Origin of the sequence: Candidatus Viadribacter manganicus (genome assembly GCF_001679665.1) — a bacterium.
GTDB lineage: Bacteria > Pseudomonadota > Alphaproteobacteria > Caulobacterales > Aquidulcibacteraceae > Vitreimonas > Vitreimonas manganica.
The window spans coordinates 534,697-557,074 of sequence record NZ_CP013244.1 but is presented as its reverse complement, the minus strand read 5'-3'; the positions used below and the strand labels follow the sequence as shown (position 1 = coordinate 557,074).

31 protein-coding genes are annotated in these 22,378 nt (G+C 62.4%); 25 read left to right on the top strand and 6 right to left on the bottom strand.

The window, feature by feature from the left end; translation table 11 throughout:
• Positions 1-84: 84 nt before the first annotated feature.
• Positions 85-1,410 carry a 30S ribosomal protein S12 methylthiotransferase RimO gene (gene rimO, locus ATE48_RS02875; protein WP_066767613.1) on the bottom strand — a complete coding sequence of 442 codons (1,326 nt, stop codon included), beginning with the start codon at positions 1,408-1,410 and terminating at the stop codon, positions 85-87.
• Positions 1,411-1,511: 101 nt separating this feature from the next.
• Between rimO and ATE48_RS02870 the strand changes: the two genes are divergently transcribed.
• The 7 genes from ATE48_RS02870 to ATE48_RS19615 all read left to right on the top strand — a co-directional run bounded on the left by ATE48_RS02870 (position 1,512) and on the right by ATE48_RS19615 (position 5,447).
• Positions 1,512-2,345 carry a hypothetical protein gene (locus ATE48_RS02870; protein ID WP_066767611.1) on the top strand — a complete coding sequence of 278 codons (834 nt, stop codon included), beginning with the start codon at positions 1,512-1,514 and terminating at the stop codon, positions 2,343-2,345.
• Complete coding sequence (locus tag ATE48_RS02865; RefSeq protein WP_066767610.1) at positions 2,342-3,103, top strand: hypothetical protein; 762 nt, start codon at positions 2,342-2,344, stop codon at positions 3,101-3,103. The genes ATE48_RS02870 and ATE48_RS02865 overlap by 4 nt, the downstream gene beginning before the upstream one ends.
• Positions 3,100-3,909, top strand: coding sequence for a hypothetical protein (locus ATE48_RS02860; protein WP_066767609.1), 810 nt, complete (start codon positions 3,100-3,102; stop codon positions 3,907-3,909). The genes ATE48_RS02865 and ATE48_RS02860 overlap by 4 nt, the downstream gene beginning before the upstream one ends.
• Positions 3,910-3,981: 72 nt before the next feature.
• Complete coding sequence (locus ATE48_RS02855) at positions 3,982-4,371, top strand: SRPBCC family protein (RefSeq protein WP_066774534.1); 390 nt, start codon at positions 3,982-3,984, stop codon at positions 4,369-4,371.
• Between the two features lie 138 nt (positions 4,372-4,509).
• A complete protein-coding gene (locus ATE48_RS20370; protein WP_418219397.1) occupies positions 4,510-4,734 on the top strand; it encodes a (2Fe-2S)-binding protein in 225 nt (74 codons plus the stop codon).
• 5 nt (positions 4,735-4,739) lie between these two features.
• The gene (bfr, locus tag ATE48_RS02850) at positions 4,740-5,225 is read left to right on the top strand and encodes a bacterioferritin (RefSeq protein WP_066767608.1); all 486 of its coding nucleotides are present in this window, start codon (positions 4,740-4,742) and stop codon (positions 5,223-5,225) included.
• A gap of 78 nt (positions 5,226-5,303) precedes the next feature.
• Positions 5,304-5,447, top strand: a complete 144-nt coding sequence (locus ATE48_RS19615; protein WP_156767572.1) for a hypothetical protein — start codon at positions 5,304-5,306, stop codon at positions 5,445-5,447.
• On the opposite strand, the gene ATE48_RS02845 is transcribed toward ATE48_RS19615, so the two are convergent.
• The gene (locus ATE48_RS02845) at positions 5,444-5,890 is read right to left on the bottom strand and encodes a hypothetical protein (protein ID WP_156767571.1); all 447 of its coding nucleotides are present in this window, start codon (positions 5,888-5,890) and stop codon (positions 5,444-5,446) included. The two genes, ATE48_RS19615 and ATE48_RS02845, sit on opposite strands and share 4 nt — an antisense overlap.
• A gap of 188 nt (positions 5,891-6,078) precedes the next feature.
• Here ATE48_RS02845 and ATE48_RS02840 point away from each other — a divergent pair, with 188 nt between their 5' ends.
• The 3 genes from ATE48_RS02840 to ATE48_RS02830 all read left to right on the top strand — a co-directional run bounded on the left by ATE48_RS02840 (position 6,079) and on the right by ATE48_RS02830 (position 8,617).
• Positions 6,079-6,927 (top strand): Cif family virulence factor, encoded by an 849-nt coding sequence (locus ATE48_RS02840; protein WP_156767570.1) that lies wholly within the window; start codon positions 6,079-6,081, stop codon positions 6,925-6,927.
• 179 nt (positions 6,928-7,106) lie between these two features.
• Positions 7,107-7,724, top strand: coding sequence for a 30S ribosomal protein S4 (gene rpsD, locus ATE48_RS02835; RefSeq protein ID WP_066767602.1), 618 nt, complete (start codon positions 7,107-7,109; stop codon positions 7,722-7,724).
• A gap of 68 nt (positions 7,725-7,792) precedes the next feature.
• Entirely contained in the window at positions 7,793-8,617 is an 825-nt protein-coding gene (locus ATE48_RS02830; protein WP_156767569.1) for a PPK2 family polyphosphate kinase, read from the top strand.
• Between the two features lie 5 nt (positions 8,618-8,622).
• On the opposite strand, the gene ATE48_RS02825 is transcribed toward ATE48_RS02830, so the two are convergent.
• Positions 8,623-9,279 carry a DUF502 domain-containing protein gene (locus tag ATE48_RS02825; protein WP_066767600.1) on the bottom strand — a complete coding sequence of 219 codons (657 nt, stop codon included), beginning with the start codon at positions 9,277-9,279 and terminating at the stop codon, positions 8,623-8,625.
• A 160-nt stretch (positions 9,280-9,439) separates the two neighbouring features.
• On the opposite strand from ATE48_RS02825, the gene ATE48_RS02820 reads away from it, so the two are divergent.
• Together ATE48_RS02820 and ATE48_RS02815 are read left to right on the top strand one after the other, a co-directional pair.
• Complete coding sequence (locus ATE48_RS02820) at positions 9,440-10,342, top strand: S1C family serine protease (protein ID WP_228126757.1); 903 nt, start codon at positions 9,440-9,442, stop codon at positions 10,340-10,342.
• Positions 10,343-10,446: 104 nt separating this feature from the next.
• The gene (locus tag ATE48_RS02815) at positions 10,447-12,447 is read left to right on the top strand and encodes an alpha/beta hydrolase family protein (RefSeq protein WP_066767597.1); all 2,001 of its coding nucleotides are present in this window, start codon (positions 10,447-10,449) and stop codon (positions 12,445-12,447) included.
• On the opposite strand, the gene grxD is transcribed toward ATE48_RS02815, so the two are convergent.
• Positions 12,444-12,773, bottom strand: coding sequence for a Grx4 family monothiol glutaredoxin (gene grxD / locus ATE48_RS02810; protein ID WP_066767595.1), 330 nt, complete (start codon positions 12,771-12,773; stop codon positions 12,444-12,446). The two genes, ATE48_RS02815 and grxD, sit on opposite strands and share 4 nt — an antisense overlap.
• Positions 12,774-12,821: 48 nt before the next feature.
• On the bottom strand, positions 12,822-13,055 hold the full coding sequence (locus ATE48_RS02805) for a BolA family protein (protein ID WP_066767592.1): 234 nt from the start codon (positions 13,053-13,055) through the stop codon (positions 12,822-12,824).
• Positions 13,056-13,491: 436 nt separating this feature from the next.
• Here ATE48_RS02805 and ATE48_RS20295 point away from each other — a divergent pair, with 436 nt between their 5' ends.
• The 7 genes from ATE48_RS20295 to ATE48_RS02770 all read left to right on the top strand — a co-directional run bounded on the left by ATE48_RS20295 (position 13,492) and on the right by ATE48_RS02770 (position 17,708).
• Positions 13,492-14,334: a MotA/TolQ/ExbB proton channel family protein gene (locus ATE48_RS20295; RefSeq protein WP_083197126.1), complete on the top strand. Its 843-nt coding sequence runs from the start codon at positions 13,492-13,494 to the stop codon at positions 14,332-14,334.
• A gap of 27 nt (positions 14,335-14,361) precedes the next feature.
• A complete protein-coding gene (locus ATE48_RS02795; RefSeq protein ID WP_066767589.1) occupies positions 14,362-14,820 on the top strand; it encodes a biopolymer transporter ExbD in 459 nt (152 codons plus the stop codon).
• Between the two features lie 3 nt (positions 14,821-14,823).
• On the top strand, positions 14,824-15,282 hold the full coding sequence (locus ATE48_RS02790) for a biopolymer transporter ExbD (protein ID WP_066767587.1): 459 nt from the start codon (positions 14,824-14,826) through the stop codon (positions 15,280-15,282).
• 4 nt (positions 15,283-15,286) lie between these two features.
• Positions 15,287-15,877: an energy transducer TonB gene (locus ATE48_RS02785; RefSeq protein WP_066767585.1), complete on the top strand. Its 591-nt coding sequence runs from the start codon at positions 15,287-15,289 to the stop codon at positions 15,875-15,877.
• Between the two features lie 44 nt (positions 15,878-15,921).
• Positions 15,922-16,515, top strand: coding sequence for an energy transducer TonB (locus ATE48_RS02780; RefSeq protein ID WP_156767568.1), 594 nt, complete (start codon positions 15,922-15,924; stop codon positions 16,513-16,515).
• Positions 16,516-16,623: 108 nt separating this feature from the next.
• On the top strand, positions 16,624-17,208 hold the full coding sequence (locus ATE48_RS02775) for an energy transducer TonB (protein ID WP_083197125.1): 585 nt from the start codon (positions 16,624-16,626) through the stop codon (positions 17,206-17,208).
• 107 nt (positions 17,209-17,315) lie between these two features.
• The gene (locus ATE48_RS02770; RefSeq protein ID WP_156767567.1) at positions 17,316-17,708 is read left to right on the top strand and encodes a hypothetical protein; all 393 of its coding nucleotides are present in this window, start codon (positions 17,316-17,318) and stop codon (positions 17,706-17,708) included.
• On the opposite strand, the gene ATE48_RS02765 is transcribed toward ATE48_RS02770, so the two are convergent.
• Positions 17,689-18,975 carry an MFS transporter gene (locus ATE48_RS02765; protein ID WP_228126756.1) on the bottom strand — a complete coding sequence of 429 codons (1,287 nt, stop codon included), beginning with the start codon at positions 18,973-18,975 and terminating at the stop codon, positions 17,689-17,691. The genes ATE48_RS02770 and ATE48_RS02765 overlap by 20 nt on opposite strands.
• A gap of 183 nt (positions 18,976-19,158) precedes the next feature.
• Here ATE48_RS02765 and ATE48_RS02760 point away from each other — a divergent pair, with 183 nt between their 5' ends.
• The 6 genes from ATE48_RS02760 (at position 19,159) to ATE48_RS02735 (ending at position 22,352) form a co-directional block, all read left to right on the top strand.
• Positions 19,159-20,283, top strand: a complete 1,125-nt coding sequence (locus tag ATE48_RS02760; protein ID WP_228126755.1) for a DUF2336 domain-containing protein — start codon at positions 19,159-19,161, stop codon at positions 20,281-20,283.
• A gap of 87 nt (positions 20,284-20,370) precedes the next feature.
• Positions 20,371-20,838 (top strand): Na+/H+ antiporter subunit E, encoded by a 468-nt coding sequence (locus ATE48_RS02755; RefSeq protein ID WP_066767575.1) that lies wholly within the window; start codon positions 20,371-20,373, stop codon positions 20,836-20,838.
• Complete coding sequence (locus tag ATE48_RS02750; RefSeq protein WP_066767573.1) at positions 20,835-21,119, top strand: MrpF/PhaF family protein; 285 nt, start codon at positions 20,835-20,837, stop codon at positions 21,117-21,119. Before ATE48_RS02755 ends, ATE48_RS02750 begins: the two co-directional genes overlap by 4 nt.
• Complete coding sequence (gene mnhG / locus ATE48_RS02745; RefSeq protein ID WP_066767571.1) at positions 21,119-21,487, top strand: monovalent cation/H(+) antiporter subunit G; 369 nt, start codon at positions 21,119-21,121, stop codon at positions 21,485-21,487. The genes ATE48_RS02750 and mnhG overlap by 1 nt, the downstream gene beginning before the upstream one ends.
• Positions 21,484-21,969, top strand: a complete 486-nt coding sequence (locus ATE48_RS02740) for a hypothetical protein (protein WP_066767569.1) — start codon at positions 21,484-21,486, stop codon at positions 21,967-21,969. The genes mnhG and ATE48_RS02740 overlap by 4 nt, the downstream gene beginning before the upstream one ends.
• The gene (locus ATE48_RS02735; RefSeq protein ID WP_066767567.1) at positions 21,966-22,352 is read left to right on the top strand and encodes a hypothetical protein; all 387 of its coding nucleotides are present in this window, start codon (positions 21,966-21,968) and stop codon (positions 22,350-22,352) included. Before ATE48_RS02740 ends, ATE48_RS02735 begins: the two co-directional genes overlap by 4 nt.
• The last annotated feature ends 26 nt before the right edge of the window (positions 22,353-22,378 follow it).

Here is a 22,378-nt window from a genome sequence, read left to right as displayed (position 1 = left end):
TCCCCCAAGGAGGATAGCAGAGTCCACGGACGCGGCGCTAAGTCAAAAGGGAATTTCGATTACGGCGCAGATTGCAAGGGAGGTTTAGTCCTTTAGCGCGCCGACCATTTCGTGGCCCTCGCCGCCGAGGATTTCGAGCTGGCAGATCGTGCCTTCGGCGATTTCGTCGTCGCTATCGACATAGGTGACCCCGTCGATTTCGGGTGCGTCGGCCTTGGTGCGGAAGGCGTAGGCTTCGGCGTCTTCGTCCCAGCCGTCGCAGATCGCGTCGACGGTTTTGCCGATCATGGATTGGAGGCGCTGGTGGGCGAGCGCGGTCTGCGCTTCCATGAAGCGATCGTAGCGCTCATCGACGTCGTCTTGATCGATGTGGCCGGGGAGATCGCGTGAGGGCGCGCCGTCGACGTTTTCGTATTTGAACACGCCGGCGCGATCGATTTCGGCTTCTTCGATGAAATCGAGCAGGGTTTCGAAATCGTCTTCGGTTTCACCGGGGAAGCCGACGATGAAGCTCGAACGGATGGTGAGGTCAGGGCAGATTTTGCGCCACGCCTTGATGCGATCCAGGACTTTGTCCTGGTTCGCGGGGCGGCGCATGGCCTTCAGCACGTTTGGTGAGGCGTGCTGGAACGGGATGTCGAGGTAGGGCAGTACTTTGCCTTCGGCCATCAGAGCGACGACTTCGTCGACGTGCGGATAGGGATAGACGTAGTGGAGGCGCACCCATGCGCCCAAGTCGCCGAGCTCTTTGCAGAGGTCGTAGAATTTGGCGCGGACCATGCGGTCCTTCCATTTGCTCTCGGCATATTTGAGGTCAACGCCGTAGGCCGACGTGTCCTGCGAGATGACCAGCAGTTCTTTGACGCCGGCTTTGACCAAGCCTTCGGCCTCTTTCAGCACGGCGTTGGCGCGGCGCGAGACGAGGTCGCCGCGGATCGATGGGATGATGCAGAAGGTACAGCGATTATTGCAGCCTTCGGAGATCTTCAGATACGCGTAGTGGCGCGGCGTGAGGCGGAAGCCGCCTTCGGGCACGAGATCGATTTTGGGATCGTGCAGCTGCGGCAGATGCGTGTGCACGGCGCCGACGACGGCCTCGTATTGGTGCGGGCCGGTGATCTCCAGCACTTTCGGGTGCGCTTGGCGGATCAGGTTTTCTTCTTTGCCGAGGCAGCCGGTGACGATGACTTTGCCGTTCTCGGCAATGGCTTCGCCGATGGCGTCGAGGCTTTCGGCTTTGGCGCTATCGAGGAAGCCGCACGTATTCACGACGACAAGGTCGGCGCCTTCGTAGGAGCCGCTGAGCTGATAGCCTTCGGAGCGCAGGCGCGTGATGATGCGCTCGCTGTCGACGAGGGCTTTGGGGCAGCCGAGTGAAACGACGCCGATGGTGGGGGCTTTTGCGGACATTGAGGCGGGCTCTTAGCGCAGGGCCGGACTTTTCCCAAGTCTCCAGGCCGATCGTTGTCAGTCGCGCGCGCTTGCGGCTAGATGCTGGCGGGGGAGATCGAATGCGCTTCTTTCGTCAGATCGGCGATCTTAAGGGGTGGAAGCGCTTTGGCTTCGAAGTCGCGATCATCGTCATCGGTTTGAGCATCACCCTTATCGCCCAGGAGCTCATCACCAGCGCCAACCGCGCCCGCGCCACGCGCGAGGCCATCGACGCGGTCGAGGTCGATATGGTCATGCTGTATCTCCACGCCAGCGAGCGCCTCGCCGTCGAGCCCTGCAGACGCGAGCGTTTCCGGGCGCTTGCCGATCGGCTTCAGCGCTCCGATGGCTATTGGGCCGCGGAGATTCCTGAGAGCATCAACCGGAACAGCGAGCATATGGTGCTTCCACGTGTCCTGCGCTCGCCGCGCCGGCCCTGGTCCGACGCAACATGGCGCTCGCTGCTCGCCGGCGACGCCGCAATCGACATGGACCGGCAACGCTTCATCCAAATAAGCGCAGTTTTCGTGGCAACGGAGGGTTTTCGAGAACGGCAGGACGCGGCGTTCGATCTCGCGGGTGAGCTCTCGCATTTGTCGATGTCGGGCCCGTTTGACGCGGCGCAACGGCGTGAGGCGTACGCGACGCTAAGTCGGCTCGCCTCGATGGAAGGGATCATGACGGTCCACGCGCGCCAAGCGCGGGAAGCCATCATGGCTTTCGATTTTCAGAATGAGCGGCGGTTTTTTCGCTTCACATCGTCAACAGATGGGGACATCGCAGACTTCATCGCCAACACTGTCGCAACCTATGGCGCCTGCGTGGACACAACGCAGTTTCAGCCCTTTATCGACGATCTGAACGCAACCACCGGCATGAACGTCACGCTCCCGAGATCGGGCTCTACGCCATGATCCTCCGTCGCGTCATGGAGCATCTGCGCAAGCAGGAATGGACGGCGATCGGGATCGATTTTGTGATCGTCGTAATCGGTGTGTTCGTGGGTATCCAACTCGGCAATTGGAATGAGGCGCGGGCGTTGCGTGCTCAGGAGAGTGTTTATCTGGCGCAGTTGCGCGACGAGATCGTCGAGAATGACCGGATGCTGGAGCATCTCGTCACCTATACCGATCGCTCGGTGGAGGGTGGCCGGAGCGCTTTGGCGTGGCTGGAAAGTGGCGAGCCGTGCAGCACGCGTTGCGGCGAGTTGCTGATTGATTTCTTTCACGCCTCGCAGCTCTGGGGCACCGGCTTTCAAACGGGCAAGTACGCCGAGAACGAGCGCAGGGGTTTTCCCACTGACGACGATACGCGCGCCGCTGTCCGGCGTTTTTACATCTATCTGGCGGGGTGGAACCCCATAAACCTGACGGCGCCGGCCTATCGGGAACGTTTGCGCCGGCATCTCAGCCCGGAGGCGGCCGAGGTGCTGTGGGGTGATTGTTTCATCGTCGACGCCGAGATCGAATTCATGAGTTCGGATTGCGCGGCTGAGCTCGCGAGCGTCGATACAGCGTCCGTCCTCCGGGCCATTCGCGCCGACGATCAGATCGCGGACGACCTCAGATTCTGGATTGGGCAGAACATCTTTGCGCAGCAGGAGTATCCGCGCGCCCGTGAGAGCGCGGCGAATGCCGTGGCCGCGATCAACGCGGACATTGGCGCGCCATGATCCTCCGCCGCATCATCGCGCATCTGCGCAAGCAGGAATGGACCGCGATCGGGATCGATTTTCTGATCGTCGTGCTCGGCGTGTTTTTGGGTATTCAGGTCAGCAATTGGAACGAGGCGGCGGCAAGCCGGAGAGCGGAGTCGGCGTACCTCTCGCAGTTGCGGGGGGATTTGCAGCGCATTGAAGGGGAGGTGCGCGATCAGATTGAGTTCGAGCAGTTTCAAGGACGGCTTGCTGGCAAAGTCTTCTATTTGATCGAGAACGACAGAACTGCCGAACGCAGCCGTAGGATCGGTGTGGCGCTGTCAGCGCTCACCCAGCGCCGGACATTGAGAACGGAAAGCCCGACGTTCGTTGACCTTCAAAGCTCCGGCAATCTCGAGATCATTTCCGACGCGGCGTTGCGCGCCGAGATCATTTCGTACTTTTTCTACACGCGCCGGCTCGAGGCGGTGATTGACAAGAACAACATTTACTTTGTTGATGAGGCGTTCGTCCCATTTATGCGGAACTCAGGGCTTCCGGCGCGCGCGTGGGACGATCAATTGATGGGAATGGCGCTCCTTGAGCGCGGGCGTACGACAGGTGCGTTTCGCGATGAAGTTTATGCGGGGCCGTTGTTTCAGCCTCAAAGCCTCATGCTTGCGAATGCGCCCAGCGCGCCGTCGTGGGCCCCTGTGGTGACGCAATTGACCTGGCGTGCCCATGTCGCGGCGGTGAACGAATCTACGGCGCAGCGTTTGCTCGATGCGACCAGCCGGCTCGAAGCGCGGATTGCCCGCCAGCTTGACCGGCGGCGCTTGTGAACATGAAGCGGTCCGGAAACGGCGAGACAGACGTGTCCGGTTCTGGCCAGATGCGCGTCAGAGGAGATGCTCATGGCGACGGTCAGAAAACAGTTTCGGAGCGCGCGTTTGGCGGATGAGGTCTGGGCGCTGCTGCGCAGATTCGAGGCGGTGCACGAGATGGCGCCGGGCTTCGTGACGGCGACGAAGATGGAGCCGTCCGGCGCGCGAATGGTGATGTTTGCGAACGGCACGGAAGTCCGTGAGTGGCTGGTGAGCTCTGACGATGCCGAGCGGCGCTTGGTTTACGCCATCCTCGATCACCCGAGGATCCAGCACTACAGCGCTACGGCGCAGGTGCTTGAAGACGGCGATGGCTGCCGGTTCGTCTGGACGGTGGACTTCCTGCCCGACGCAATGGCCGGCACGCAGACAGCCTCGATGGAAGCCGGGCTCGCGGCCATGGCGAAGGTGCTGGGTTAACGTCCCGTCCGCGCAGGCAAATTGACCAAAATCAAACCGCTAGGGGCGCCGATGAGGCACTATAAATGCTGCGAATGACTTGCAGGAGCGGTCGCGAGAGGGTATGAATTCTTTGCGTCTGGTTCGCAGTCGCCGGAAATGTCTTTGCTCACAGAGAAGTGCGGGATGTACGTCTGCAACTGTAACGGTGTGACTCGCAACGAGGTCGATGAGGCCATCGCTGCAGGTGCGCAGGGTCCGGAAGCGGTGCTCGCCCATCATGGCTGCGAGCCTTGTTGCGGTCGCTGTCTGCCAGAGATCGCCGAGGGCATTTCTAGCGGCGGAATGGCTTGCGGTAAGCGGAGCCTCGTCGCAGCGGAGTAAGCGCGATGAAGGGCGATGCGGACGTCATCAAGAAGCTCAATCAGATTCTGACCAACGAGCTGACGTCGATAAACCAGTACTTCCTGCATGCGCGGATGTACCAGAGCGATGGCTACGGCAAGCTCGCCAAAAAGACGTACGAAGAATCCATCGAAGAGATGAAGCATGCGGACCGCATCATTAAGCGGATCCTGCTCATCGAAGGTTTTCCGAACCTGCAGAACTTGAACAAGCTGCAAATCGGTGAAGCGGCGCCGGAGCGGTTGCAGGCGGATTTGAACGCCGAGAAGACCGGCCACGCCGCGATCAAGGAAGGAATCGCGCTTTGCGAGACGAAGCAAGATTATGTCACGCGCGATCTGCTGATCGAGCTGCTCGACGATACCGAAGAGCACATCGACTTCCTGGAAACCCAGCTTTTAAATTTGGAACAGATGGGCCTGCAGAATTATCTGCAGAGCCAGTACGATCTCGATAGCGACGCGGGCTAAGCGGCGCGAACAGTTCGCGATGGGCATTGAAACGCGGTAGAGATTGTTGAGCGAAATGCCGGTGACATCGATGTCGGCATGGATGACGCTGATGCAGTCAAAGCCGAGCCAGACTGGATGGGCGGCGTTGTAGGCGGCGTGATCGTGCAGATCCTGGGCGCGAACGGCGCCCGAGTATTCGACACGGCTCAGCTCAAGCTTTTCGTTGTGGCGAAGCACTAGCGTGCGTGTGCTGCCACGGCCGGCGGCTTGTCTTCGAAACGGACGACGACGTCGAAGCCGGCGCGCGTCTGAAGGGCGAGTGTTTCCGCTTCGCTGAGCACCAGCCAATCGCCGGCTTCTTCGTGCGTTGGGAATTGGCGGAGCGTCGTCGACATGGCGCCGCGCGCGTCGCGCCCGACGATCCAGTAGTCGATGTAACGTTGCGCGGCGGGGCTGAGGCAGACCCAGGCCGAGCGGCGGATGATCTGAAAATTGATCGGTGCGTAGAGTTGCGCGTAGCCGCCGAAGAGTTCGTCGAGCGCGGCGAGGTCGATGCTGTCGAAGTCGCAGCCGGGATAGGCGACGCTCAAGCAATCGCGTTTCAGGAAGGACGGGTTGGCGGCCAGAAACTCGGCGACGGCTTTGAGTTCGCCGTACGTCACCGAGCCGAGGTATTCGGCCAAGTTTAGCTCCAACGACTCGTTATGACGCATCACGACCGGCACTGGCGGACATCCTCCAGAGTAAAGCTCTGCTCATCTCCGCTTGAGGATTGGTTAAACGCGGCCATTTGGGCTGCTAATCGCGGGCCCGGCTTTGGTGGTCGCAAGCGCGGTTGACCGCTGAGGGCGGCGCAAGACTGGTGTTTGCCATGAGAGTTCTTGTTTTGGCGGTGTTGGCGTTGGTCGGGTGTGCGACGGCGCCCCAGGCTGTGGTGGGGCAAAGTGCAGCGCCCGTGGTGGCGGCCGAGCGCGCGTTCGCGGCGGATGCTGCAGAGCGCGGATGGGTGGCGGCGTTTCGCAGCTACGCAGCGCCGGATGCGATCACTTTGAGTCCTGATCCGGTGAATGCGCACGAACAGCTCGCGCAGATTGCGGGCGACGGCGAGACGACGTTGGATTGGCGTCCTGCTTATGCCGGGATTTCGAGTGGTGGCGATTTTGGCTTCACAACGGGGCCATTTCTGTTTCGCGGGCGTGAGGGAATTGCGGGACACTACTTCACGGTTTGGCGCCGCCAGCCAGATGGCGGTTGGAAGTGGATCTTCGACGCTGGAACCGGGGTGCGCGATCCTGGTCCGCCAGTGGCTGCCGACGCGCGTATTCCGAACCTGGCGGTCGCGCCGCGGGGCGTGGGATCCGCCGAAGCTGCAGTGAGGGAGGTGGGCGCATTGGAGCGTGGCATTGCGATTGCCCGGCCTGAACCGCGTTCGCAATTGCTGTGGCGTTTGGCTGAGGATGTCCGGCTGAACCGGCCGGGTCATCCGGCGGCTATCGGGGTTGAGGCCGCGACCACGCTGGCTCAGGCGACGGCGCTAGACGCGGTCGACGAGCCCCTGCGGATCGAGGCGGCGCCGGCCGGCGACATGGTTTTTGTGCTTGGCCGGACGTCCTGGCCGGAGGGCGAGGGCCGGCGCGAGGGCTATCTGGCCCGTGTCTGGCAGCACCAGGGCGACGATTGGAAGATCGTGTTCGACGAGATTGTGCCGCGGCCAGTGTAGCCAAATCCCTAGCTGCTCAGGTTGACTTTGGGACGTTGGTCGACCAAAAGCCCCGCTTTCCCGCGCCGGACTTCGTTTCGGGGCAGGGACATACTGGGTGACGGGCGAACCGCCAGGGCAGTCGCGATCTCGTTTTGAGCTCGCCGGGCCCCGTCAGAAGAAGAAGGCGCTCACAGCGCATGACGAAGCGTATTCAAGCTAAATACAAGTCGGACCGCCGTTTCGGCCAGAACCTCTGGGGCCGTCCGAAATCACCAGTCAACAAGCGCCAGTACGGCCCGGGCCAACACGGCCAGCGCCGCAAGGGCAAGACCTCCGACTTCGGCCTGCAATTGGTCGCGAAGCAGAAGCTGCGCCTCTACTACGGCAACATCACCGAAAAGCAGTTCCGCAAGACCTACGAAGAAGCCGCGCGCCGGAAGGGCAACACGGCTGAAAACCTCATCGGTCTGCTCGAGAGCCGTCTCGATGCGGTTGTGTATCGCGCGAAGTTCACGCCGACCGTTTTCTCGGCGCGTCAGTTCGTGAACCACGGCCACGTGAAGGTGAACGGCCGTCGCGTGACGATCGCTTCCTACCTCGTGAAGGTTGGCGACGTCCTCGAGATCCGTGATCGTTCGAAGTCGATGGCGATCGTTCTCGAAGCGCTGGCCAGCGGCGAGCGTGAGACACCGGACTATCTCGAAGTCGACGCGAAGGGCATGACCTGCCGCTACGCGCGCGTTCCGCAACTCTCGGACGTGCCGTATCCGGTGCAAATGGAACCTAACCTCGTCGTCGAATACTACGCGTCGTAAGTTCGCTTTCCTGGCGAAGTTCAAAGGCCCACCCTCGCGGTGGGCCTTTTTCTTTGTATGCTCGCCGGATGGTGAAACTCACAAAGCAGATCGACGACAGCGTGCTGGTGACGCCGGGCGCCAAATCGAACCTACGCAAACGCGCGACCAACGCCGACGACATCTTCGACGATCGCGAAGCTGCAGAAGAAGCGACCAAGGAAAACGCGAAAGCCATCGACGCGCTGCAGGATGCACTGTGGGCCGAGCGCAAACGTGCTTTGCTGGTGATCCTGCAAGGGATCGATACGTCCGGCAAAGACGGCACGGTGCGCGCGGTGTTCAATCGTTGTGGGCCGCTTGGCGTTCAGGTGACGCCGTTCGGCAAGCCGAGCGATGAAGAGCTGGCGCATGATTTTCTTTGGCGCATTCACATGGCGACGCCGAAGAAGGGCGTGATCGGCGTGTTCAACCGCTCGCAGTACGAAGACGTGCTGGTGGTGAAGGTGCGTAATCTGGCGCCCGCCGCTGTTGTGGAGCAGCGCTATGAGCAGATCAACGCGTTCGAGGCGCATCTGAACGACACCGGAACGACGGTGCTGAAGTTCATGCTCAACATTTCGCGCGATGAACAGCGCGAGCGTTTGCAGGCGCGGCTGGACGATGCGGAGAAGAACTGGAAGTTCAACGCCGCCGATCTCGAAGATCGCAAGCTCTGGGACGATTATCAGAAGGCGTATGAGGTCGCGCTGGATCGCTGCTCGACCGCGCACGCGCCGTGGCGCGTGGTGCCGGCGGATCGCAAGTGGCAACGCAATGCGATCATCGCCGCAACCGTGCGCAAGGCCTTGGAAGATTTGGCGCCGCAATATCCAAAGCCGGATTGGAAGCCGGGCGATTTCAAGATCGAGTAGCGATGCTACTTGCCGGTGATGTCGTCTTCTTTGCGAATGATGCCGAGGGAGATGACGCGCTTTAGCGCTCCCTCCGGTGGAATGGAGAGCAACTTTAGTTCGTTGCGCGGCAGGTAGAGCAGAAAGCCCGACGTTGGGATCGGCGCTTGCGGCACATAGACCGCGACGAGGTCTTCGCCGATGTCGTGAACGACTTCGGCGGTGTTTTCGTTGGTGATGAAGCCGATCGCGTAGGAGCCGGGCTGCGGAAATTCCACGAGCACGGCTTGTTGGAACGACGTCCGCTCGGGCGCGGCGACCTGTTTGAACACTTGCTTGGCGCCGCCATAAATGGTGCGCACGAGAGGCAGGTTGGCGATGCCGCTATCGGCAGTGTTGACGATCCATCGGCCAACGAGATTGCCGGCAAGCGCGCCGATCAGCGTCAACGCCGCGACGGCTAGCAGCAGGCCGCCGCCCGGAAAGCGCGTCAGCACATTGAGGTGTTCTGGAACGAGCGGCTCGACGCGCGTGTCGATGAAGGTGACCACCATCCAGATCAGCCACGCTGTGACGACGAACGGCAGCACCAGAGCGACGCCGGCGAGGAACGAATTCCGTAGCCAGGTGAAGAGATTGAACCCTCGCGCGGGTGATTTTGCGGATTGAGGCGGAAGAGGCATTGAGCGGGATGTAGGGCAAGCGATGCGCCGGAGGAAGCGGGGCTAGCCAAGGGAGCTGTGCGTTCTTACCTTTCGCCGCATGTTTGGTCGCAAGAGCTCGTTTGTCTCGGCGCCGCCGCAACGCGGCCCCAGAGACGCCTTTTCTGAAACAATCATTCGAGTGGTCGAAGATATCGGCCCTGCTGTTATCGGCGTGCGGCGTACAAGCCGCTCGCGCGGGCTTTATGACGGTGCAGGCTCCGGCGTGATCATTTCGCCCGATGGCTATGCGTTGACGAACAATCACGTCGTGCGCGGGGCAGGTTCGCTCGAAGGCATTTTGCATGATGGCAGCGTGACGAAGGCCGAAATCGTCGGGACCGACCCCGATACCGATCTGGCCCTGCTGCGTTTGCATAGCAAAGGCCACCGCCCAGCGGAGTTGGGCGACTCGGAAGCTTTGCGCGTCGGCGAACTTTCGATCGCGATCGGCAATCCACTTGGTTTGCAGGCAACTGTGACCGTAGGTGTCGTGTCGGCGCTACGGCGGACGTTGCGCGGCGATAGCGGGCGCTTGATCGAGGATGTGATCCAGACGGATGCGGCGTTGAACCCCGGCAATTCCGGTGGCGCGCTGGTTGATGCGCGCGGCGCCGTGGTTGGGATCAATACGGCGATCATCGGCGGAGCGCAGGGCATTTGCTTTGCGGTGCCGAGCAGCACGGCGAAGCTGATCATTCCCGATCTGATGCGCGATGGGCGCGTGGCGCGCGGCTGGCTTGGCATTGGCGGCCAAACGCAGGGGCTGTCACGGGCCTTGGTGCGGCGCTTGGGACTGAGTAGCGAGAGCGGCGTGCTGGTTGTTGCGGTATCGAGCGGCGGGCCCGGCGAAGCGGCGGGGCTTGAGGAAGGCGATCTCATCTTGTCGCTGGATGGCGAGGCGACGGCTTCGGTGGACGCCATTCACAAATTACTGACGCGCGATCGCATCGGGCGCTCAGTTGAACTTGATGTGCTGCGCAATGGTGCGCGCACGAAGCTGAAGCTCGCGGTGACGGCGCGGCCGGAGCCAAAGGCGGCCTAGAATTGTGATCATTTGCACATCGGGCCACTGACGCAGGGGGCTTTACCGGGTGGCTATCGCGTGCTTCGCAAGGAGAGCAGGATTGGCTCTCGGGGGAGCGCGAGATGGTTCGGATTTTGATGGCCGCCTTGGCGGCTTTTCTGATGGCGTCGCCGGTGAGCGCACAACAGGCGCCGAGCGCCGCTGAATTTGCCTCCGCCGGATCAATGAGCGATGCTCAGATTTCGCCGGACGGCAATTATGTCGCCGCGATCCAGAACGTTGAGGACGGCGAGGCGCTCGTCATCATCAATTGGCGCACGCGCCAGGCGCAAGCGATCCAAGTGGCGCGGCGCGATCGCTCGCTGTTCTTGGAAGGCGTTGCCTGGAAGAACGACAACCGCCTGCTGTTCTGGGTTCGTCAGCGCATTCAGGAAGTTTCGACGGGGCTCGGCACGCGTCAGCGCGAAGATGCGGGCGAGACCGATGTGACGCGGATCTACGGTGTCAATCGCGATGGTTCGAACTTGACGCAGCTGTTCGAGAATAGCCGACTGGCGCTTGAGACGCTGTCTGTCAGCTTGATCGATCCGCTGGAGGGCGATCCTGAGAACGTGCTGATGGGCACGTGGGGAAGCGCCGGGTTCACGCTCTATCGTGTGAACGTCAATAGCGGGCGCACGTCGGCGGTTGAGGATGCAGCGTGGGAAACCGTCGATATGCTCGTGAACCGCGACGGCCGCGCGATCATGCGCATCGATGCTCTGCCATATGGCTCGGGCTATCGCTATTACCGGCGGCCGGGCGCTGGCGGGCGCTGGACGGTGGCGCACGAGGTGCGGCGTGGGCAGGGGTCGCAGAACCGAGATTTCAGCCCGTTCGCGGCGGGGCCGGGACCATCGCAAGTTTATGTCGCGGCGCGTGCCGCGGGCGAAGAGTTTCAGGCGATCTATCTTTACGACACCAGCACCGGTGAACTCGGTGCGCCGATCTTCTCGCAGCCGGATACGGACGCAGCGGTGATCGGTATCAATCCCGCCGACAATTCCATGATCTATGCGTGCGCGGAGACGCAGCGTTATCAGTGCCGGGCGACAGACCCGCGCATGCAGCGCCACTTTGCAGGGCTGACGCGCTATTTCGACAATCGCGCCGACTTTTCGTTGAGCAGTGTTTCGGCGAACGGACAGTCCTGGCTCATCACAGCTGACGGGCCGTCAGTGCCGACCACCTATTATGTCTATGACGTCGCCGGCGCGAGCATGACGCCGATCGGGCAGCGCTTCCCGAACTTGCCGCGCGCTTCGCTCGCGGACTCACGGGTGGTCAATTACACCTCGCGCGATGGCGTGGCGCTGTGGGGCTATCTGACGACGCCAAGCGGCGAGGGACCTTTCGCGACTGTGATCTGGCCGCATGGCGGGCCGCAGGCGCGCGATTCATACGGCTTCGATCGGGTGGTGCAGTTCTTGGTGAGCCGCGGCTATGCGGTGTTTCAGCCGAACTTCCGTGGCTCTGAGGGCTCTGGCCGTTCGTTCGCGCAAGCCGGTTTCCGCCAATGGGGCGGCGTGATGCAGAACGACATCACCGACGGCGTCCAGCATCTGATCACGAGCGGCGTCGCGGCGCAGGACCGCATTTGCATCGCGGGGATTTCGTACGGCGGCTACGCGGCTTTGGCAGGGGCGGCGCTGACGCCTGATCTCTACAAGTGCGCGATCTCGATCGCGGGCGTTTCCGATCTGCCGGAATTGCTCGAGACGTCGCGGTCCGACGCGGGGCGGCGTTCGGCGCTTTATGCCTACGATCAAGAGCGCGTTGGCGATCCGAGCGAGAACCGCGATCAACTCATTGCAGCGTCACCGCGCCGCCAGGTGGATCAGATCACGATCCCAATCCTGCTCGTGCACGGCGAAGAAGACACCGTGACGTTGGCGTCGCAATCGGAGCGGATGCACGAGGCGTTGCAGCGCGCGGGCAAGAACTCGCGGTACATTCAGGTGGACGGCCACGTTTATCACCCTTGGAATGGGTGGACGACGCGCAATGTGCGCGAGCTGTTGGTGGAGATGGAGACCTTCCTCAACCAACACATTGGCGAGGGACGTCAGGCGCGGACGCCTTAAGCGGCGACTGCCACGCCCTTTTCGTCGAGCAGGGTTTTGAGTTCGCCGGTCTGGAACATCTCGCGGACGATGTCGCAGCCGCCGACGAACTCGCCCTTCACGTAGAGTTGGGGGATCGTCGGCCAGTTGGCGAAGTCCTTCACCCCTTGGCGGATGTCTTCGTCAGCAAGGACGTTCACGTCGTGATACTCGACGCCGAGGTGATCGAGGATGCGCACGACCATGTTGGAGAAGCCGCATTGCGGTTGCTCCGAGGTGCCCTTCATGAACAGCACGACGTCATGGGCGCCGATGGTGCTGCGGATGGTTTCAATCGCGTCGGACATTCGAACTCCTAGGCCCGCAGGTAGTGGGCGGCGGGCTTGGCATCAAGCTTAGGTCTTGGGGGCGGTGTCGAGGGCGAGCGCATGGAGCTCGCCACCCATCCGGCCCTTGAGGGCGGCGTAAACCATCTGGTGCTGGGCGACCCGGGATTTGCCCGCAAAAGCCGCCGACCGGATGGTCGCTTTATAATGATCGCCGTCCCCAGCGAGGTCTTGGATCTGGATTTCGGCGTCGGGGAGGGCTTCGCGGAGCAGCGCCTCAAGTTCTGTTGCGGCCATTGCCATTGGATGGTCCTGAAATCACTGGGATTCCAGTCCTTCTACCCGCTGATGCATGGCATTGCACCCACCACTGCGGAACTTCATGACGATCACGAAAGTTTTGATTGCGGGTCTGACGCCTGTTCGGCATCAGGGCGGGTCTGGGGGATGGGCGGTCTGTGAAGATCGCCCACTGCGTGGGAGACGTTGACAAGAGCACACTTTCCGAAAATTTAGGCGCAGGCGTCGGCAGACGCAGGGAGAGAAGACCGCAGATTGCGGCGGCCCTGGTGGCGCTTGGTGGGAGGATGCGAGTTCAGGTTCGGCACAGGATTGAACCAGAGCGCACTCAATCACCGCAATTACGCAGAAAATATCCTCTTCGCGGTGAACCCGCGCGCACGCAGGAGCGCGACGGTTTAGCCAAAGCAAAATTCAGGGCAGGCACAAAGGGCAGACCATGACGTTGATGAATTCGCTGCTGATGTTCACGCAGCAAACTACCGCTCCGGCAGGCGCCACGCCCGCCACCACGACCGCCGCTCCGACGTTGACGGAAGCAGAACGCGCCGCCGCTCAAGCTGCGGGCCAAGACGCCGCGGCTGAAGCTGCAGGTCAGCAAGAAGTCTCGATGATCGAGCTGGTGCAGCACCTGAACGGCGTCGAAATGGGCGTCATGGTGATCCTCGGCCTGTGCGCGATCTACGCCGTCGCCCTGCTCTTCGAAAAAATCTACGTCATGCGTAAGGCCTCGAGCCAAACGAAGGACTTCCTGTCTTCGTTCCGCAAGGCCAACTCGGTTGAAGAAGCCGAAGCTATCGTTCGCAAGCTCCCGAACTCGGGCATCAAGTCGATGTTCGACGCCGGCATGGCGGAAGTGCGCCGCACGCAAGACCTCGGCCTCTACACGATGCGCGACGCCCGTGACCACACGATGCAGCGCGTTCAATCGGCGATGGCCACACGTCAGAACGAGCACCTTGAAGACCTGGGTTCTTCGATGACCTTCCTCGCGTCGATCGGCGCGAACGCACCGTTCATCGGTCTGTTCGGCACGGTCTGGGGCATCATGGTCGCGTTCGTCGGTATCGCTAAGACGCAAACCACGTCGCTCGCGGTCGTCGCGCCTGGTATCGCCGGCGCTCTGCTTGCCACCGCCGCTGGTCTCGCCGCCGCTATCCCGGCCGTTCTCATCTACAACTTCGCCGCCAAGCAAATCTCCAAGCAGGCCACGAAGCTGGACGACTTCGCGTCAGAATTCATCGCGCTCGTTTCGCGCGATATGGATCGTCGCGCCGGCTGAGGAACCTAACATTGGAGGACAACCCCAATGGCGGGTAAGTTATCTTCTGGCGGCGGAAAGCGCGGCGGATTGGACGTGAATGCGGATCCTAACGTGATCCCGTTCATCGACATCATGCTCGTGCTGCTGATCATCTTCATGATCGCCGCCCCAATCTCGAGCGTGGACATCGAAGTCTCGATGCCTGACGCTCGGATCATGCCGTCACAACGGCCACCGCGTCCGACTTGGATTTCGGTGAACAATGACGGTGTGTTCGTGATGAACGACGCGGTGGATTTGAACTCGCTCGGTGATCGTACGTACGACGCAGTGCGCGAAAATTCGCCGCTCATCGCGAACGACGAATACGAGGTGCTCGATCAGCGCATCTATATTCGGGCCGACGGCGACCTCGCTTATCGTGAAGTCGTGCGGGTCATGAACCAACTGCAGAACCGTGGCTTTACCAAAATCGGCCTCGTCGCCGAAGATCGGCGGAGGTAGGTCATGGGTGCTAAAGTAGGTGGGTCGAAAGACGGCCCAGTTTCAGAACCGAACGTCATCCCGTTCATCGACATTCTGCTCGTGCTCTTGATCATCTTCATGGTCACAGCGCCGATCCCGACCGTCGATATTCGCGTCGACCTGCCGCCGCCAAATCCGGTTCCGATCCGACTCCAGGGTTTGAACCCGACAGTCGTCGGCATCCGCGAAACGCCGGCGGGGCTCGCGCTCTACGTGGACGAAGAGACCGTTCAGCTATCACAACTTGGCGATGCCACGCTTTCCCACGCTATTCGCAACAATCCTGCCTTGGAAACGCAGCAGATTTACGCGGAAGCACGGATTTTCGTGCGCGCTGATCAAAGCACGGCTTACGGCAACGTTGTCGACGTCATGAGCCGGCTACAGGAAGAGGGCTTCGTGAAAGTCGGTATCTTCGCTGAACTAGCGAGTGAGGGATAAGACGATGGTTGGTCTTCGCCTCATATCGCTCGGCCTCGCAGCGACGATCTGTCTTGCGCTGGTTTATATGGCCGTCACGCAGCGTTTCAGCGCGATCACGGATCTTTTCGAAGATCCGGACGCGGTGAAGGTTGAGATCGAGGAGGAGGAAAAGCCGCCTCCACCTCCGCCTCCGCCGGATCGCCCGCCGCCACCGCCGCCACCAGAGCAGCGCGTTCCGCCGCCGGATCTTTCGGCGCCGCCGACGCCAACCCCAATTCCGGTTGCGGTCGACCCGCCACCGGCGCCGCCGACACCTTCAGTCATCACCAACCCGGTGTGGCTGGAACAGCCGGACGCTCGCGACTTCTCGCGCTACTATCCAGAGCGCGCGCAGGAGCGGGAAGTGGAAGGTCGCGCGACGATCGAATGTATCGTCAACGCGGACGGCCGCTTGAACTGCACGGTTACGTCGGAAGACCCGCCAGGTTACGGCTTCGGCGAAGCGACGATGCGCGTGTCGCGTCACTTCCGTATCGCTCCGGCGACGCGCGACGGGACGGCGACTTCGGGTGGTCGCATTCGGCGTACGATCCGTTGGCAGTTGCCAGACTAGTAAAGCCGCTGTCCGGTTGGCGGCAGCGCTGACAGGACAGCACAGTGAACGACGGCGTAATCACGACGTCAGAGCAAGCCGCGCGATCCCTAAGGGTCGTGCGGCTTGTGTCGTTTTGCGCCGCTGTTGGCGTGGCGGCGCTGGTGTTGTTTGGAATTGCCGCGCTTCGCTACGCGCCACTGTGGCCGCCGCATGATGGGCCGTATGTTGCGGTGGTGAGTGAGATGGCGCCCGCGCCGCAAGCGCCGCGCGCGCCGCCGCCGGAGCAACCGCGTCAGCCGCCGCGCACTGATGAATTGCAAACGGAGAGTGGGCCGTCCATCGCGCCCGCGGTTGCGCCAAGTGAACCGGTGGTGATCACCAATCCGGTTTGGATCGAGCGGCCACGCAATCCCGAGCGCTTCTATCCGCGCCAAGCATTCATGCGGGGCGTTGGCGGTGAAGTGGTGCTGCAATGTGATGTCGATACGGACGGGCGAATGGTTTGTGTCGTCGTGTCTGAAACGCCTGAGGGGCAGGGATTTGGCGACGCAGCCTTGCGGATCGCTGCGGGACACGTGATGCGGCCCGCAACCCAAAACGGAGCGCCTGCACGCGGGCGCTATCGCATGGTTGTGCCGTTTTCGCCCGCGGGATGATCGCGCAAGCGTGATTGCGATCTCGTGGCTGTGAATATCGGCACGGATCGAACGGGCACATGCTTCTCTCAACCGGCGCCAAGACCGGTTCAATGCAGGGAGGCGCGTATGACTCAATCACTCGGAATGCGTGCGACGTCGGTTGCGGCGTCAGCGGTGTTTATCGGACTTGCTGTGTTTGCTGCGTTTAGCGTGACGATCTCGTTGCAGACGCAAGGCGCAGACAGTCCATTCGTGATCCCGGTTTTCCAGGAAGCGGCGCCTGAGGCGCCGCCGCCGATCGCACGCCCGCAGGCGCCGCCGCCAACCGCGCCGGCGCAGGAGACGGATATGGCTGTCGCCGATCCGCCGCCACAGACCGAGACGACGACCGATGTTGTGTTTGACTTCGGGCCGCCGGTTGGTCCGACGGAGATCACAAATCCGCGATGGCTGCGCCGGCCGCAAAGCCTGGCGTCGTATTATCCGCGCCGGGCGCTGGCGCGCGACATCTCGGGGCTGGTGGTTCTGGACTGCCTCGTCGATACGAACGGCGCGCTGAATTGCGCGGTTGTTGCCGAAACGCCTACAAATTGGGGGTTTGGTGAGGCTGCGCTGCGGATTGCGCAAGATCACCGAATGGTCCCGGCGATGCGTGACGGGCAGGCGGTGCAAGGCCGCTACCGGATGCGAGTTCCGTTCGAGCTAGACTAAACGTTGGGGGGAAATGCGAGGCCAATCACCGCATTTTGGCCGTGATTGGCTCGCAAATCCCGGCGCTGAGGGATAAAGACACGCCATCTGGACTGGAGAAAATTACGATGAAAGTTCTGCTCGGCGCGACCGCCGCGTTTGCTCTGCTGGCGGCGCCGGCCTTCGCCCAGACGACGTCTGCACCTACGCAATGCGCATTCACTGCAGCGCCGTCGATCCCTGATGGCGCAACCGCCAGCAATAACGAAATGCGCGATGCGCGTGCGGCGTTTGAAGCATGGCGCACGACGCGCACCACTGAACTCGCCGCCTGCCAAGCTGCCGCGCAAGCGCTGCAAACTCAGGCGCAAACGGCGGTTGGCGCCTACAATGGCGGATTGACGGAAACGAACTCGACGATCGAACGCTTTGCGGCTGAGAACACCGAGTACAACGCACGCGGCGGCGCAAGCTCGGGCCGTCGTGAACGTGGCGGCACGCTTACGCGTCCTGATCACTGATCTGCGTTGGTGCGTAACGCCATAACGGCGTGAACACAGCTAAAGCCAAAGCAGCGAGCGCCAGCCCAAGGGCTGGCGCAAACGCTGCGGCTCTCGGGCCGAATTCGCCGGCCGCGAAGCCGACCAGAGCCGAGCCGATCGGCGCCCCGCCCATGAACCCCATCGAATAGACAGCGAGCACGCGGCCAAGATAACGCTGGCCGGCGGCGCTTTGCACGATCGTACGGCTGGTCGAGATCGCCACGCCCGCTGCAAATCCCCACAACACGACGATGAGCGCAAAGAGCGCGAAGGGCTTGTGAAAGCCGAAGGTGAACAGCGTCGCGGCGCCGATGAGGTGTGAGGCGATGAGCGCGCGGCCAGGCCGCAACAATGGCTTCAGACGGCTTAGAATGACGGCTGAAACGAACGAGGCGCCCCAGAAGAAGGCGAAGAGCGCGCCGAGCTGGCTCGCTTGTGTGCGTGCATCGCCGCCATAGGCCTCGCGCACGATGAGCGGAAACAGAACCTGGAACGAGCCAATGACGAAGACGCCGACATACGCCGCCGAGATAAGCATCGGCGACATGACTGGATCTTTGAAGGAATAGACGAGGCCGTCGCGGAGATCGCGCAGCGCGCCTTGGACGCTGCGCTCGTGGCCGTGTGGCTTGGGGGCTTGCAGGCCGAGGCAGATCGCAGCGCCGATGGAGAGCGCCAGGGCCTGGAGGGCAATGTATGGCGCGGGGTTCGAGCCTGCGAAACGGGCAACGAGAATGCCGGCGATTTGCGCGCCGATTTGCACGGCGGTGGTGACGGCGGCGGCGGTGGCGATTGGGGTATGTTTGCCGAGTTCGGCTTCGCGCCCGACGATGCCGTTCAAGGCCGCGTCGCGGACCGGCATCATGAAGGCCGCGCAACAGCCGACGATAATCGCGTAAGCAATGAGCCGCTCATAAGTGAGGCCGCCTGATGCGACGACACCGGCCAACGCAACGCTCATGAAGGCGAAGGCGAGATTGAGCTTTGCGAGCATCGGGCCGGCGCGCACGCGTTCGGCCAGCAAACCGCCAAACAGCAGCAGGCAAAACATTGGCGCTGAGAGCGCCGATTGGGCAAGGCCGATGCCGGCTGGGGTTGCCGTCAGCACAAAGGCGACGAGCGAGGGGAACAGAACGAACTGCATCCCGAAGGCAAAGAAGTAGCAGCCGACGAGCGCATAATAGAGGTTGAGCTCGGACACGATGCCGAAACCGGGTTTGCGTCCCTGGCCTGCCTCTGGCTCCATGGCATTTGCCATAGTCGCCGCACCGGGGCGGGTCCAGTCTGCAGGTCGTTGACGCGAGCTTAACGCAGCGCGTGCTCGCTTGCTTCGATGGCGCTACCGAATCAACCACGGGCGGAGTTCTCTGATCCTCCGCCGCCGCTGGAGTTGACCGAGCCGCACGCCCCCAAGGCGCGGCTCGCGCTAGTGCAGCGCCTGTGTGAGATCGTTTCGTGGCCGGAAACGCGCCTACCTGCTTATGAGCGGCAACTGGCGGCGGACATTCTGGTCGGGTTGTTGCGAACCACCAATGTCGATCTGCGGCGGCGCTGCGCGCACGGGCTGATCCGGGTGCAGGACGCGCCGAAGGCATTGTTGCGTTACCTGGCGCGCGACGAAATCAGCGTTGCGGGAGATTTGCTCGAGAACGGCGTCGGCTTTGACGATTCCGATCTCATAGCGACCGTGCGTGCGGGGACTTCCTCGCACTGGCTGGCGATCGCCAAGCGGCGCGGATTGGGTGAGCCGATCACCGATGCTCTGTTGCAGACGGGCGATGCGGTCACGATCGAGGCGGTGCTGCGCAACCAGACGGCGCGGCTCTCGACACAGGGCGTGGATATTGTTGTCGCAAAATCGCGACAGGCGCCCGCGCTGCCGGCGCTGCTCGTTCCGCGCACGGAATTGCGGCCGACGCAGGCTCTGGTTTTGTTCTGGTGGGCAGCGCACCAGCCGCGCTTGCAAATCCTGCGTCGTTTCGCGGTCGATCGCCAGGTTTTGATCCAAGAGCTCGGCGAAGTGTTCAAGCTTGCGGCGGCTGAGGGCTGGGCCGACGCAGATACCCGCAAGACGCTGCAAGTTATCGAACGGCGCCAGCGCAATCGCGCCGCCGCCGCGCAGAGTCCGTATAAGTCACTTGAGGGCGCGCTCGCCGCCGCCGAAGGGGGACTTGAGCGCGGACTTATCCACGAGATCGCGCATTTGGCGGGCGTGAAGCCTACAACCGCGGCGCAAGTGTTTGCCGACGCGGGCGGTGAAGCGATCGGCGTGTTCTGCAAAGCTGTTGGTTTGAAGCGGCCGCTGATGATCGGGCTGTGGAAAGCGCTGCGGCGCCCTGGCGGCGATCCGGATTCGCCTGACAATCCGCTCGGTCGCGCCGTCTATGTGTTTGACACACTTGCGACAGCGAAGGCGCAGACTGTGTTGCGGTATTGGAATTGGTCGTTCACCGCCGATGCGGCGGGAATTGAACATCAAACTTACGGCAACGAAGTGCTCGAATTGTCGTTGGCGCGGCGCAACGCCGCGCTGTTGTTCAGCCGCAACGGCTGAGTTTGCACGCCGGTTAAATCTGGCGAATCCAAAACGGCGGGTTTAAGCCTTGGCGTCGCGCGATTGGCGGCGCGGGGAGGCGAACAAATGCTTCACGCCGCAGCAATGCTGGCTGGCTTGGCCGTCTTGTGGATGTTGGCCACGCAGCGCGCGAGTTCTCCACAGGATTGGGTTTTCGCGGTGAGCGCGAGCTTCGTGTGCGTGCTGGTTGCGATGCGGTTCGGCGGCGCGAGCAGTGCGTTCGCGCGTGCGCCGCGTTTGCTGGCGCTGAGTGCGGCGCGTGCAGGCGCTGTGGCGCGTGGCTCGCTGGCGACGTTGCGCGCTGCGCTTTCTGCTGACGTGACGATGAAGCCAGCGTTGGTGCGCGTACGTTCGCGGGCCAATCGCTCCGCCGAGCGCGCATCGTTCGCGAACATGATCAGTGCAACGCCGGGCATGGCAGTGGTCGAGACCGATGCGGACGGCATGCTGGTGCACGTTCTCAATGAAGACGCGATCGATCCCGCCGATCTTGGACGATTAGAAGAACATGTCGTCGGCGGAGGGCGCGCATGACGGCGCTCGCGGCGGCTATCGGCGTTGGCATAGCGTTGTTGCTGTGCGTGGTGCGGCTTTTCGTTGGGCCTACGCTCTATGATCGCACGCTCGCGGCAAACGGCGTGATCATTAAGATCGCGATTATCGTGGCGGCGGGCGGTGTCATTGCCGGGCGCGCCGTGTTCGTTGACGCTGCGCTCGCGTTCGTGCTGGCAAGCATGGTGGCGAATGTCGCGGTGTTGAAATTCTTCCGTCTGCGGACCTTCCAGGCGCCGTTGGCGCGCGCGGAGGACCTCTAATGGACGCGGGCGCTGTGCTTGAATTCTTGCAGCTGGGCGTGTCCGGCATTGTCGTCGCTGCCGGCTTGTTGCTGATTGCGGGTGGATCACTGGGCTTGCTGCGTTTTCCTGATCTCTACACGCGCTTGCATGCGGCGAATGTCGCTGATGTGGTTGGTTCGGTGATTGTGGTGATTGGGCTCGCAATTGCCGCGCCGGATTGGGCCATTGCGGTTCGCTTGCTGTTGCTCGCGGCGTTGTTGATGGCGCTTGGGCCGACGCTTACGCATTTGGTGGCGCAGGCGGCGCATGCGGCCGGTCTTGCGCCGATTGCGGGGCGTTACGCTGCGCCGCGGCCAGGCGCGACGCATAAGAGCACACCGCCATGATCGCCGCGCTTCCATGGTTGGCGCTCGCGCTGATGGGCGTGGCGATTGCGTCTTCGATTGGCGCGCTCGCAGCGCGTTCGTTGTTTGTGACTTGCATGCATTTGCTGACGGCGGGTGTCGCGGTGGCGGCGGCGGTTTTGCTGTTGCGCTCGGGCCAAGGCGGATTGGCGTTAGCGTTGTTCGCGGCGGCGTGGGCGCCGGTTTTGCTGATGGCGGCGATGTCGTTGAGCGCGCGCACGACGAAAGGTGGCCTACGGCGCTTGCCTTGGGTGAGCCTACTCTGCGCGGCGATTGCAACGAGCGCTGTGTGGTGGCCGTTGGCGGAATTGCTGCGGGCGCCGCCAGTGACGATCAGTGGCGAACTTGGCGGCTTGAGTTTTTGGCTTGCGCCGATCGTGCTGGTGGCGGGCGTGGCGTGCGCGGGCATGCTCGGCTATGGCGAGCGCGGTGCGTTGATGCGGCGTCGCGAGAGCGACGCATGAAGCTCGGCGCCCATGTCATCGTCGCGGCGGCGGCGCGCTTCTTTGCGCCGCTCATCGCGCTGTTCGCTCTGGCTTTGCTTTCGGGCGCGGCGGCGGGCGGCGGCGTCGGCTTCGTCGCGGGTCTGGCGTTTGGGTTGATGCTGTTGCTGCACGCGTTGACGTTCGGCGCGGCGGCGGCGCGTGCAGCGTATCCAACGCCGTTGGCACGGCTGACCTTGGCGCTTGGAGTGGTCGCAACCGGCGCGAGCGCGGGACTGCCGGGCTTTGCGTATGCGAGCCAAGCAATGGAGGCGGGCGCTTTCGCGGCGACGATTGGCGCGAGCGCTCTAGTGCTGCAGGTGTTGTTCGGGCGTGCGCCGACTTTGCGGGACGGTGAACTGTGATTGGCCCCACCGCATTCTCGCTGGAA